The sequence below is a fragment of the Krasilnikovia cinnamomea genome (assembly GCF_004217545.1).
GTDB classification, from domain to species: domain Bacteria; phylum Actinomycetota; class Actinomycetes; order Mycobacteriales; family Micromonosporaceae; genus Actinoplanes; species Actinoplanes cinnamomeus.
Map to the genome: position 1 here is coordinate 3,860,572 of NZ_SHKY01000001.1, position 12,358 is coordinate 3,872,929.

Annotated in this window: 10 protein-coding genes and 1 pseudogene; 6 read left to right on the plus strand and 5 right to left on the minus strand. The window is 73.0% G+C overall.

The window, feature by feature from the left end:
* Positions 1-315 precede the first annotated feature (315 nt).
* A pseudogene (locus tag EV385_RS17460) lies at positions 316-1,824 on the minus strand (MFS transporter); the annotation flags it as partial.
* An 85-nt stretch (positions 1,825-1,909) separates the two neighbouring features.
* Between EV385_RS17460 and EV385_RS17465 the strand changes: the two are divergent.
* Positions 1,910-2,749, plus strand: coding sequence for a DUF3027 domain-containing protein (locus tag EV385_RS17465; protein ID WP_130513376.1), 840 nt, complete (start codon positions 1,910-1,912; stop codon positions 2,747-2,749).
* On the opposite strand, the gene EV385_RS17470 is transcribed toward EV385_RS17465, so the two are convergent.
* A complete protein-coding gene (locus EV385_RS17470; RefSeq protein WP_130513377.1) occupies positions 2,746-2,976 on the minus strand; it encodes a DUF2530 domain-containing protein in 231 nt (76 codons plus the stop codon). The two genes, EV385_RS17465 and EV385_RS17470, sit on opposite strands and share 4 nt — an antisense overlap.
* A 130-nt stretch (positions 2,977-3,106) precedes the next feature.
* Here EV385_RS17470 and EV385_RS17475 point away from each other — a divergent pair, with 130 nt between their 5' ends.
* From EV385_RS17475 to EV385_RS17485, 3 genes are all read left to right on the plus strand, one after another.
* Complete coding sequence (locus tag EV385_RS17475) at positions 3,107-4,540, plus strand: NCS2 family permease (protein WP_242624931.1); 1,434 nt, start codon at positions 3,107-3,109, stop codon at positions 4,538-4,540.
* An 83-nt stretch (positions 4,541-4,623) separates the two neighbouring features.
* Entirely contained in the window at positions 4,624-5,070 is a 447-nt protein-coding gene (locus tag EV385_RS17480) for a MarR family winged helix-turn-helix transcriptional regulator (RefSeq protein ID WP_165449703.1), read from the plus strand.
* A gap of 67 nt (positions 5,071-5,137) precedes the next feature.
* Entirely contained in the window at positions 5,138-6,466 is a 1,329-nt protein-coding gene (locus tag EV385_RS17485; RefSeq protein WP_130510427.1) for an MFS transporter, read from the plus strand.
* Positions 6,467-6,668: 202 nt separating this feature from the next.
* Here the strand turns inward: EV385_RS17485 and sepH are convergent, their stop codons facing one another.
* From sepH to EV385_RS17500, 3 genes are all read right to left on the minus strand, one after another.
* Positions 6,669-7,766, minus strand: a complete 1,098-nt coding sequence (sepH, locus tag EV385_RS17490) for a septation protein SepH (protein ID WP_130510428.1) — start codon at positions 7,764-7,766, stop codon at positions 6,669-6,671.
* A 181-nt stretch (positions 7,767-7,947) separates the two neighbouring features.
* Positions 7,948-9,069 carry a phosphoserine transaminase gene (gene serC, locus EV385_RS17495; RefSeq protein WP_130510429.1) on the minus strand — a complete coding sequence of 374 codons (1,122 nt, stop codon included), beginning with the start codon at positions 9,067-9,069 and terminating at the stop codon, positions 7,948-7,950.
* A 69-nt stretch (positions 9,070-9,138) separates the two neighbouring features.
* On the minus strand, positions 9,139-10,245 hold the full coding sequence (locus tag EV385_RS17500; protein ID WP_130510430.1) for a citrate synthase 2: 1,107 nt from the start codon (positions 10,243-10,245) through the stop codon (positions 9,139-9,141).
* Positions 10,246-10,444: 199 nt separating this feature from the next.
* Between EV385_RS17500 and pdxH the strand changes: the two genes are divergently transcribed.
* Together pdxH and EV385_RS17510 are read left to right on the plus strand one after the other, a co-directional pair.
* Complete coding sequence (gene pdxH / locus EV385_RS17505; protein WP_130513379.1) at positions 10,445-11,071, plus strand: pyridoxamine 5'-phosphate oxidase; 627 nt, start codon at positions 10,445-10,447, stop codon at positions 11,069-11,071.
* Positions 11,068-12,357, plus strand: coding sequence for an MFS transporter (locus EV385_RS17510; RefSeq protein WP_130510431.1), 1,290 nt, complete (start codon positions 11,068-11,070; stop codon positions 12,355-12,357). The genes pdxH and EV385_RS17510 overlap by 4 nt, the downstream gene beginning before the upstream one ends.
* The last annotated feature ends 1 nt before the right edge of the window (position 12,358 follow it).

The window sequence follows — 12,358 nt, forward strand, 5'->3', positions numbered from 1 at the left end:
CGCGGGCGCCGGCGGCGCGGCGTTCTCGGTCGTCGTCGCGGTGGGCCGGTCGGCCGGGCGCCGACCGGGCGGCACGGCCCCGGAGGCGTCCGGCTCGGCTCGGGCCGCGCGCCGCCGCCAGCGGCCCCACCGGCGGCCTTCCCCGTTGCGGACCGAGTCGGTGTCGCCGGGGGGAAGGATGCCGGGCGCCGCCGTCCGGAGGCCGGACCCGTTCGGGGACCGGTTCCGTGCGGGCGGGCCGGCACCGGGCACGGCACCGGGCACAGGGGAGCCATCGGCGGCCGCTTCCGGCTCCGGGGCGCCGTTGGGCGTTTCCGGCCCGCCCGCGCCGCTGGGCGTTTCCCGGCCGCCCGCGCCGCTGGGCGCTACCGGGTCCGCTCCACCGCTGGGCGGCGCCGGGTTCGCTCCACCGCTGGGCGCCGCCGCGTCGCGGCCGTCGACGGTGGCGTCGTCGACGGTGGCGTCGGGGCGGCCCTGCAGGTGGTCGCCGTGCAACCGGCCCGCCACCACGGCCGCGCGGATCGCCGCGACCACCGCGAACGCGGCGGCCACGATCATGCCGACCCGGCCGTCCATCGGGATGATGCCGACCGCGCCACCGGCCACCCACGCCAGCATCAGTACGGTCTCGGAGTGCGCGAACGCGCTGGCGCGCAGCCGTTCCGGTACGCGTTCCTGGATGCTGGCGTCGACGGCCAGCTTCGAGATGCCGCTGAAGATGGCGGTGACCAGCGCCAGCAGCGCCACCATCACCAGCCCGTAGAAGATCGTGGCGAGCACCGCGACCCCGGCGGTGATGGTGAGCCCGCTGGACTGCAACGCGGTGGGGCGCCGGATGTGCAGCTTGGTGCCGACCGCGGTGGCCAGGAACGTCCCGACGGCCAGCGCGCCACCGATCACCGCCACCGCGCCCTGGCTGCCCACGTCCCGGCCGAACAGGGTGGTGTCGAGCTGCCCACCCTTCACCGCGAACGCGAAGTAGAGCAGCAGGAAGCCGTACAGGCAGCGCAGGGTGGCGCTGCCGACCAGGGTGGCGATGACCAGCCGGCCCGACAGCGGGCGGTCGGGGCCCCGGCGCAGCCGCAGCGCGGTACGGATCGGGCGGGGGACCTCCTCGGGCGGGTCGGAGTCGGCGCGCGGTGGCAGCCGCAACGCGACGACCATGCCGACCAGGAAGATGATCGACGACACCCGCAGCGGCCACTGCGGACCGAACCAGAACGCGGCGAGCCCGATCGGGGCCACCATCGCCCCGGCGAACGTGCCGTACACGCTGGCGCGGGCGCCGACCTGGGACAGTCCGATCCCGTCGGGCAGCAGCCGGGGCACGGCGGCGGAGCGGGCCACCCCGTACGCGCGGGACAGCGCCAGCACCGCGAACGCCGCGGGATACAGCCCGAGGCCGAACAGGTGGTCGGAGATCAGCCAGGCGAGGAACGCGCGGCCGAGCATCGTGACGGCCAGGGCGTACCGGCGGCCGTGGCGGAAGTGGTCGAGCAGCGGTCCGATCACCGGCGCCAGCAGGGCGAACGGCACCATCGTGACGAGCAGGTAGAGGGCCACCTTGCTGCGGGCCTCGCCCAGCGGCACGTTGAAGAAGATCGTGCCGGCCAGCCCGATCGCGATCAGGGTGTCCCCGGCGCAGGACAGCGCGTGCAGGTCGAACAGGCGGACCATGCCGATCTCGTGGGCCGCCCCGCGCGCCCGGGCGTCGCCGACTCGGCGGGTCGCCCACCGGCCACTGCGTACGGAGCCGCGGACCAGCAGCCGCCCGGCCTTGATACCGGTGCCGAAGGCCCGTCCGATCGTGCGTAGCAGTGGCATTGCCTCATCCTGACTGATGCCGACGACAGGTGTCCCGTGCCAATGGTCCGTGATCTGGGGGAGTCGCTGCGGCGACCGGGCACCGATAGGGGACAATGATCGGGTGACCAGGAGTACCGCCGCGCGCGCCGCCCGCCTTGACCAGGTCTGCGCCGATGCCGTCGGAGTGGCCCGTGGGGCCATCACCGACGTGGATGCCGCCGACGTCGGCGAGCATCTGGAGGCGGTGGCCGAAGGGGACCGGGTCGTCACCCACTTCTTCGAAAGTCACCTGGCCGGGTATCGCGGCTGGCGCTGGGCGGTGACGGTCACCCGGGTGCCGCGCAGCCGCCATGTCACGGTCTGCGAGACCGTGCTGCTGCCCGGCCCGGACGCGCTGCTGGCCCCGGGTTGGGTGCCGTGGCACGAGCGGGTGCAGCCGGGCGACCTCGGGGTCGGCGACCTCATGCCGACCGCACCGGACGACGAGCGCCTCGCTCCGGGTTACGTGCTCAGCGACGACCCCGCGGTCGAGGAGGTCTCCTGGGAGGCCGGCCTGGGCCGGGCCCGGGTGATGTCCCGGGAGGGCCGGGTCGAGGCCGCCCAGCGCTGGTACGACGGCGACGCCGGGCCGGAGGCGCCGATCTCGACGGCCGCCCCGCGCACGGCCCGCTGCGGCACGTGCGGCTTCTACCTGCCGCTGGCGGGGACGATGCGGCAGATGTTCGGCGTCTGCGGCAACCTGTACGCGCCGGACGACGGCAAGGCGGTCAGCGCCGACCACGGCTGCGGCGCCCACTCGGAGGCGCTGCTGGGCTCCTCGGAGCAGCCGGTCGACGAGCTGCCGACGGTGTACGACGACAGTGAGGTCGAGCCGGTCGCGGTCAGCCGGGGCCCTGGTTCGGTCGAGGCGAGCGAGCCCGCCGAGCCGTACGGGCATTCCTAGCCCGGGTCGGTCACGCGGAATTCGGGGTGGCTCAGGGCTCGGCGGCGGCGCCGGTTCGCGTCGTGTCGCAGCATCGTGAGCAGGCCGGGGATCCCGAGCAGGAAACCGGCGAGGCTGATCCACAGCCAGTCGGTGTGCCCGTGGGCCTGCAACCAGTCGCGGTTGAGCAGCAGCACCAGCCCGGCCACCGCGAACGCCGCCATCCCGGCGAGGGCGAACGGCACCATCGGCGGGTCGAGCGGCTCGATCCGCGGCTTCTCGCTGGTCACTCACCCTTTGTAACACAGCTGATCTTCCATCGACCCGTAGCGCACTGACACGATCATCCGCATCGATCCCCGTGCTGGGAGGACGCCTGTGTCCGCGAATGCTTTCGACCGGTTCTTCGAGATCTCCGCGCGGGGTTCCACGGCGGAGCGCGAAGTGCGCGGTGGCCTGGTCACCTTCTTCACGATGGCCTACATCGTGGTGCTCAACCCCCTGATTCTCGGTGCCGGGGTGGACGGGGACGGCGCGAAACTGCCGATCGCGGCGCTGGCCGCCGGTACGGCGCTGGTGGCGGGCGTGATGACGCTCGTGATGGGGGTTTTCGCCCGGTTCCCGCTGGCGCTGGCGGCGGGGCTCGGCGTGAACGCGCTGGTGGCGTACGAGATCGCGCCGGAGATGACCTGGGCCGACGCGATGGGCCTGGTGGTCATCGAGGGGCTGGTGATCGCGGTCCTGGTGCTGACCGGCCTGCGTACCGCTGTGTTCCGGGCGGTGCCCACGCAGCTGAAGACCGCGATCGGCGTCGGCATCGGCCTGTTCCTGATGCTGATCGGGCTGGTGGACGCGGGTCTCGTGCGGCGGGTCCCGGACGCGGCGAACTCCGTCGTCCCGGTCGAGCTGGGCGCCAGCGGCCGGCTGACCAGCTGGCCGGAGCTGGTCTTCGTGCTCGGGGTGCTGCTGACCCTGATCCTGTTCGTGCGCCGGGTGCGCGGGGCGATCCTGATCGGCATCCTGGCCACGACGGTGCTGGCGATCGTCGTGGAGGCGATCGCGCAGGTCGGTCCGGCGTTCGTGGACGGGCAGCCGAATCCGGGCGGGTGGCGGCTCAACGTGCCGAAGCTGCCGGAGACGATCATCAGTACGCCGGACCTGTCGCTGCTCGGCGAGTTCGACGTGCTGGGCTCGTGGAGCCGGGCGGGCTGGCTGGTCGCGCTGATGTTCGTCTTCACGCTGCTGATCACTGACTTCTTCGACACGATGGGGTCGATGGTGGCGGTCGCGCAGGAGGGCGATCTGCTGGACGCCGAGGGCATGCCGCCGCGTACCCGGGAGATCCTGCTGGTCGACTCGATCGCCGCGGCGGCGGGCGGCGCGGCGAGCGTGTCCAGCAACACCGCGTACGTGGAGAGCGCGTCCGGCGTGGCAGAGGGTGCCCGGACCGGGGTGGCCAGCCTGGTCACCGGCGGGTTGTTCCTGCTGGCGATGTTCCTGGCCCCGCTGGTGGTCGTGGTGCCGTTCGAGGCGGCGTCGACAGCGCTGGTGGTGGTGGGCTTCCTGATGCTGGCGGCGGTCCGGCAGATCGACTGGACCGACTACGAGATCGCGGTCCCGGCGTTCCTGACGATCACGCTGATGCCGTTCACGTACTCGATCTCCAACGGGATCGGCGCCGGGGCGATCACCTACGTCGTGCTGAAGGTGGCCGTCGGCAAGGCCCGCCAGGTCCACCCGATCCTGTACGGGATCGCTGCGCTGTTCGTCCTGTACTTCCTGCGGGGTCCGTTGGAGGCCGTGCTCCGGTAGGTGCGTTACCGTGCCCGGTGACGACGGTCATACGGCAAATCGGATGTCGTTAGCCAAGCTCATTAGCTAGGCTAACCAACGTGATGGGGCGGTCTGTGGCGGCGGAGCGGGAGACACCAGAGCAGCTGGCCAAATTGCTGCGCGAGGCGATCACCCGGCTCAACCGGCGCGTCCGCCAGGCCCGTCCGGTCGGTGACCTCACGTTCAGTCAGCTCTCCGCGCTGACCAGCCTCCAGCTGGCCGGTGCGCTGACCCCCCGGGAACTCGCCGACACCGAACGGGTCCAGCCCCCGACGATGACCAAGATCGTCGGGAAGCTGGAGGAGCAGGGACTCGTGGCTCGTACGCCACACCCGACGGATCGCCGTCAGGTCATCCTGGCCCCGACCGAACAGGGTAGGGCGGTGTACGCGCAGTTCGAGCGGGCCCGCAACGAGTGGCTGGCCACCCAGCTGGCCGAGCTCACCCCGGACGAACGCGACACCCTGGACCGCGCCGCGCGGATCCTGCAGCAGGTCGCCCGCGGCTGAGGCCGCCGCCTCCGGTCGTCCCGTCACACGACGATGACGCGTACGACCCGACAGGAGGCGCACCCGAGTGCGGGCAGTGCTGAGCACGACCTTCCGGTCCCTGCAGGTTCGCAACTACCGGTACTTCGCCACCGGGCAGCTGATCAAGCTGGTCGGGGTGTGGATGATGTTCACCGCCCAGGACTGGCTCGTACTGGACCTGTCCGGGGATTCGCCCGGCGCGCTCGGCGTCGTCGCGGCGCTGCAGTTCCTGCCCGTACTGTTGCTCACCCTGTGGGGTGGCACCCTGGCCGACCGGTACGACAAGCGCACGCTGCTGATTCTCGCCAACGCCGCGTTCGCGGTCACCGCGATGGTCTTCGCGGTGCTGGTCGCCGCCGGGGTGGTCGCGCTGTGGCACGTGTTCCTGTTCGCCGCGCTGCTCGGGGTCGCGAACGCCATCGAGACCCCGGTCCGGCAGGCGTTCGTCTCCGAGCTGGTCGAGCTGCCGCTGCTGCCCAACGCGCTCGCCCTGTCCGCGGCCACCTTCAACTCCGCCCGCATCGCGGGCCCGGCGCTGGCCGGGATCGCGCTGGCCACGCTGCACACCGGGCCGGTGTTCCTGATCGCCACCGCGCTGTCGATCGCGCCGGTGTTCAGCTACCGCCGGATGCGCACCGCCGAGCTGTACCGCGAGGAGCGTGCCCGCAAGGCCGGGCAGGCCGGGCTCGTGGACGGCCTGCGGTATGTGCGCGACCGGCCGGATCTGATGCTGCCGATCGCCCTGATGGCCGTGGTCGGCATGATCGGCTTCAACTTCCCGGTCACGCTCGCGGCGCTGGCAAAGATCAACTTCCACGCCGGTCCATCGTCGTTCGGGCTGCTCAGCACCGGGCTCGCCGTGGGCGCGCTCGGCGGGGCCCTCGCGGGCAGCGCCCGGCGGGCCCGACCCAGCATGTACGTCGTGCTCGGCGCCGCGCTCGCCTTCGGCCTGCTGGAGTTCGCCCTCGGCTTCGCGCCCACCTTCGCGGTCGCGGTGCTGCTGCTCGTCCCGACCGGGTTCTGCTCCATGTACCTCGCCCAGGCCGCCAACCACCGGGTCCAGATGGGAGTCGACGCGGCCTACCGGGGCCGGGTCATGGCGCTGTACGTGCTCGTGTTCCTCGGCACCACGCCGATCGGGGCGTCGCTGTCCGGGTGGTGGGGTGAGCATTTCGGGGTGCCCGCCAGCATCTGGGCCGCCGGTCTGGTCTGCTTCGTCGCCGCTCTCGGCGCCCTGGTGTGGCAGTTGGGCTCCAGCGGTGAGCGGCTCCGGCTGCGGGTCCGGCCCCGCCCAAGGCTGACCCTGGTACACCCGGCGTCGTCGGCCGAGCCGGCCCCGTCCGCCGAGAGCTCCCGCACGGCGGCCGCGGCCTGACGACGGGCTCGTCCCGCCGGACCCGTCAGACCGCGGAGTCCGGCGGCAGCGCGCCGGTGGCCGACAGGGTGCGCAGCCAGCGCTCCAGCGTGGCGACCACCTCGTCGAGATCCGCGCTCCCACCGCGCGGCGACGTGGTCCCAGGACTCCGGCAGAGCCAGCTCGGGCTTGTTGCTCATGAACGGAGAACGGCGGCGGTCGGTCAGGAGCTCTCGCGGGCGGCGGGGCCGCCGCCGAACAGGACGTCGTCCCAGCTCGGCAGGCGCTTGCGCGGCTTGCTGTCGTCGGCGTCGCCGGCCGGTTGGGTGCCCTGCCCGCCCGCGCGTCGCGGACGCAGCACCGCCAGGGACGGCACCGCCGGGACCTCTTTCGGCAGGTCGGCGTCGTCGTCGAACGCGGAACCCGCCCCGCCGCCGAGCAGCGCGGCGGCGCCGCCCGACACGGGCCGGCGGGGCTCCGGGTGGGCCGCCGGCTCCAGGCCGCGGCCGGAGCCGCTGCTGAGCGGGCGGTCCAGCGAGGCCAGCAGGGCGTCGCGCCCCGCGCGGATCGGGTCGCGCCCGCCGCGCACGGGGTCACGGGCCGGCCGTGGCGTCTCGGTGGTCGGGCCGCCGGGCAGGCCGTGGCCGCCCCGGATGGGCTCCGCCGCCCGCGCCGGGCTGGGCAGGCCGTGGCCGCGCTCCGGAACCGGGTCCTGGCCGAGGATCTGGGTCGGCCGCTCGGCGCAGAGGTACTGCGCCATGTCGTCGTGGGGGGACACCATCTGGCGGCTCTTGTCGAGATCCCACATCGCCTGCGCGGTCGCCTTGCCGGACGGCCAGGTGGCCACGATGCGCCAGGTGCCGTCGTCGCGCCGGTACGCGTCCCAGGAGATCTTCTCGGTGTCGATGCCGTGCTGGGCCAGCCGGCTGTCCACGACCTCGGCCAGCGCCGCGCCCGAGTCGGAGGTCTTGAGCCTGGTCCGCCGCGCGTGCTGGGCCAGCATGGCCCGCTCCTGCAGCACCGGGCCCGCGTAGCGCAGCACCCGGTCGACCGGGACGCCCGCGATCCGGGCGACGTCCTCCGCGGACTCGCCCGAGCGGATGCGGGACTGGATGTCGCGCGGCGACAGCGACGGTGTCACCTCGGCGGCGACCACCGCGACCGCCGACCCGATCGGGGCGGGCGAGTGCGGGTGGCTGTCGGCGTGCAGCGCACCCGCGATCCGGTCGTCGAGCGGAAGCGCCAGGAGCCGGCCGACCTCGTCGGCGAGCACCAGGGCCTGACCGTCCTCGGAAAGGGCGACGAAGCGTACCGGCCGCATGCGTTGCCTCCGTCCCGTCGCTGGCCTTGCCTACCGGCGCCGACCGGCTCGACGCCCGTGCTCCCGAGACTCAGTTACCCGGTCGCGTTTCGCCAACACCGTACGCCGACCGGTCACCCAATGGGAGTAAGCCACGCCGGGGACTCGTTGACCTGCGTTGATGATCTTTGCCTCGATCGCGTCACAGTCGTGGCACGACGTAGTCGATGCAGGTAGTCAGTGCCTCCACGTCCGAGGGATCCACCGTGGGGTACAGCGCGATCCGCAGTTGGTTGCGTCCCAGCTTGCGGTACGGCTCGGTGTCCACGATGTCGTTCGCGCGCAGGACCTTGGCCAGCGCGGCCGCGTCCACCCCGTCCGCGAAGTCGATCGTGGCGACCGCGTTGGAGCGCAGCGCCGGGTCCGTGACGAACGGGGTGGCGTAGTCGCTGCGGTCGGCCCAGCCGTACAGGGCGGCGGCGCTCTCGGCGCTGCGCTTGGCCGCCCAGGCCAGGCCGCCCTGTGCGTTCATCCAGTCCAGCTGCTCGGCGGCGAGGAACACCGTGGCCAGCGCCGGGGTGTTGTACGTCTGCTCCAGCCGGGACTGCTCGATCGCGGTGACCAGGTCCAGGAACTGCGGGATGTAGCGCCCGGTGCCCTTGACCTCGAACGCCCGCTCGATGGCGGCCGGGGACATCAGCGCCAGCCAGATGCCGCCGTCGGAGCCCAGCGCCTTCTGCGGTGCGAGGTAGTACACGTCCGTCTCGGACACGTCGACGTCCAGGCTGCCGCCGCCCGACGTGGCGTCGGTGAGCAGCAGGGCGCCCGGGTCGGCCCCGGCCACCCGGCGCACCGGGACGGCCACGCCGGTCGAGGTCTCGTTGTGCACGCTGGCGTACACGTCGACGCCCGCCTCGGCGCGCAGGAACGCCGCCTGGCCGCCCGGAGCGCGGTGCACGGTCGGCTCGGCCAGGAACGGGGCGTCCGCGACCGCCTTGGCGAACTTGGCGCCGAACTCGCCGAACTCCGCGAACTGGGCCTTGTCCCGGACCAGCCCGAACGCGGCGGTGTCCCAGAACGCGCTGGTGCCACCGTTGGAGAGGATCACCTCGTAGCCGTCGGGGGCGGAGAAGAACTCCGCGACGCCCCGGCGCAGCCGCGCCACCTGGTCCTTGACGGTCCGCTGCCGGTGCGAGGTGCCCAGGTACGTGCGGGAGACCGCGGCCAGCGCCTCGGCACCCTCGGGACGGACCTTGCTCGGCCCGGAGCCGAACCGCCCGTCCACCGGCTTGAGCTCGTCGGGAATCCGGATGCCGTCAGCCACGCGAGTCCTCCCAGGGAGACGAAGATCGGGGGCGCCGTTGCCGACGCCCATCCTCCCACCGCCAGTTGATCAGGCGTTGTGCGGTACCGCGTCCCAGCCCTCGACGTCCTGCGGCTTGCGGGTCGCGGGGCCCACGTACCGGGCGCTGGGGCGCACGATGCGGCCGAGCTTCTTCTGCTCCAGGATGTGCGCGCTCCACCCGGCGACCCGGGCGCAGGTGAACATGGAGGTGAACATGTGCGACGGCACCTCGGCGAAGTCCAGCACCACGGCGGACCAGAACTCCACGTTGGTGGCCAGCACCCGGTCGGGCTTGCGGGCCTGTAGCTCCGCCAGCGCGGCGCGTTCCAGGGCCTCGGCCACCTCGTAGCGGGGGGCGCCCAGCTCGCGGGCGGTGCGGCGCAGCACGCGGGCGCGCGGGTCCTCGGCGCGGTAGACGCGGTGGCCGAAGCCCATCAGCCGCTCGCCGCGGTCGAGCACGCCTTTCACGTACCCTTCGGCGTCGCCGCTGCGCTCGACGGCCTCGATCATGTGCAGCACCCGGGAGGGCGCGCCGCCGTGCAGCGGGCCCGACAGGGCCCCGATGCCCGAGGAGATGCAGGCGGCGGCGTCCGCGCCGGTGGAGGCCACGATGCGGGCCGTGAAGGTGGACGCGTTGAGCCCGTGCTCCGCGGCCGAGATGAAGTACGCGTCGACCGCCTTGACGTGCCGCGGGTCCGGCTCGCCGCGCCAGCGCTTCATGAACCGCTCGACGATCGTCGTCGCCTTGTCGATGTCCTTCTGCGGCACGGCGGGCAGGCCCAGCCCCCGGGCCGCCTGGGCCACGAACGACAGCGCGGTGACCGACACCCGGGCCAGGTCGGAACGGGTCTGCTCGTCGTCGATGTCGAGCAGCTGGTTGAGCCCCCAGTACGGGGCGAGCATGGCGACCGCGGACTGCACGTCGACGCGGATGTCGCCGGAGTGCACCGGAACCGGGAACGGCTCGGCGGGCGGCAGCCCGGGACCGAACCGCCCGTCCACCAGCAACGCCCACACGTTGCCGAAGGACACCTGACCGATGAGATCCTCGATGTCGACGCCCCGGTAGCGCAGCGCGCCGCCGGCCTTGTCGGGTTCGGCGATCTCGGTCTCGAAGGCGATGACGCCTTCCAGTCCCGGTTTGAAGTCGGACACGTCGCCTCCTGGAAATGGCCCCGTGAAGCCGTGAGTGTTTCATCTTGCCCGCGCTCGCCCGGCCGGTCGAGCAACGGGGAATGTGCCGTCTGCGACACCTATCCTCGCCGAGGAGACGCGGCGGCGGTGGCGACTTAGGTTCGATACGAAAATTGTCGAAGGGGATCGGGTGACACGCGAACCACCAGCGCCGGCCGTGATGCGGCGCGACTACACCGAACGGGGGCCGCTGCTGGAGGCCGACCTGGCGGCGGACTGGCGGGTCCAGTTCGGCCGCTGGTTCGCCGAGGCGGTCGCGGGGGGCCTGCCGGAACCCAACGCCATGGTGCTGGCCACGGCCTCCCGCGGGGGGCGGCCGTCGGCCCGGACGGTGCTGCTCAAGGGGTACGACGACCATGGCTTCGTCCTGTTCACCAACTACGACTCCCGCAAGGGGACCGAGGTCGCCGAGAACCCGTACGCGAGCCTGGTCTTCCCGTGGTTCCCGATGCAGCGGCAGGTGATCGTCACGGGCGCGGTCGAGCGGGTCGGGCGGGCGGAGACCGACGCGTACTTCGCCGAGCGGCCGCGCGGATCGCAGCTCGGCGCCTGGGCCAGCCCGCAGTCGCGGGTGGTGCCGGACCGCGCCGCCCTGGAGGCGGGGCTGGCCGAGGCCCGCGAGCGGTTCGGGGACGCCGATCCGGTGCCCGCACCGCCGCACTGGGGTGGACTGCGGGTGGTGCCGGAGACCGTGGAGTTCTGGCAGGGCCGCGCCGACCGCCTGCACGACCGGCTGCGCTACCGGCGCGCGGACACGGCCTGGGTGGTCGAGCGGCTCGCGCCGTGACGTCGGAGCTTACCGCGAAGCGCCGCCGCTGGGTGATCGACACCCGCCCCCTGGCGGTGCCCGCGTACCGCCGGATGTGGGTGGGCAACGGGGTCTCGTTCTTCGGGTACCAGTTCACCGCGGTGGCCGTGCCGGTGCAGATGTTCGCGCTGACGAACTCGTCGGGCTGGGTGGGGCTGCTGGGCGTGGCCGCACTCGTACCCCTGCTGATCTTCGGGTTGTGGGGCGGGGCCGCGGCCGACGTGGTGGACCGGCGGCTCCTGCTGCTGGCCAGCTCGACGCTGGCCTGGCTGGCCACCCTCGGCCTGCTGGCGCAGGCGCTGCTGCACCTCGACAGCGCCTGGCTGCTGCTGGCGATCACCGCGGTGCAGTCGGTGGGCTTCGCGGTCAGCTCGCCCGCCCGGCAGGCGATCATCCCGCGGGTCGTGCCGGGCGAGATGGTCCCGGCCGCCAACACCCTGTCCTACACCACCACGACGGTGGGCGGGGTGCTGGGCCCGCTGGCCGCGGGCCTGATCTTCGGGACCTTCGCCACGGGTACGGGCGTGACGGTCGCGTACGCGGTCGACGTGCTGCTGTTCACCATCTCCTTCTGGGCGACCTGGCGGCTGCCCTCGATCCCGCCGCTGGCCGGACCGGACGACGAGCCGCGCCCCACGGCCGGGCTGCGCGGGATCGCCGACGGCCTGCGCTTCCTGGCGACCAAGCAGGTGCTGCTGCTCTCGTTCGCGGTCGACATCGTGGCGATGGTGTTCGCGATGCCGCGGGCGTTGTTCCCGGAGGTGGCCGCGGAGCGGTTCGGCGGCGGCGCGGCGGTCGGCTGGTTGTTCAGCGCGATCGCGCTCGGCTCGGTGGTCGGTGGCCTGACCTCCGGCTGGATCGGCCGGATCCGCCGCCAGGGCCTCGCCCTGATCGTGGCCGTGATCGGCTGGGGGCTGGCCGTCGCGCTGTCCGGGCTGGCCCACGACCTGTGGCTGATGGTGCTGCTGCTGGCCGTGGCCGGAGCCGCCGACCTGGTCAGCGCGGTGTACCGGCAGTCGATCCTGCAGACGTACGCCCCGGACCGGCTGCGCGGTCGGCTGCAGGGGGTCTTCACGGTCGTGGTGGCCGGTGGTCCCCGGCTGGGTGACCTCCGCGCGGGCGCGACCGCCGACGTCGCCGGTCCGACCGTGTCCTGGGTGGGCGGTGGTCTGCTGGCAGCGGGCCTGACGGTGGTGCTGGCGCTCGCTTTCCCGGCGTTGTACCGCTACCGCCCGCCACCTGGCGATGACGGTGGGACCCGATAGT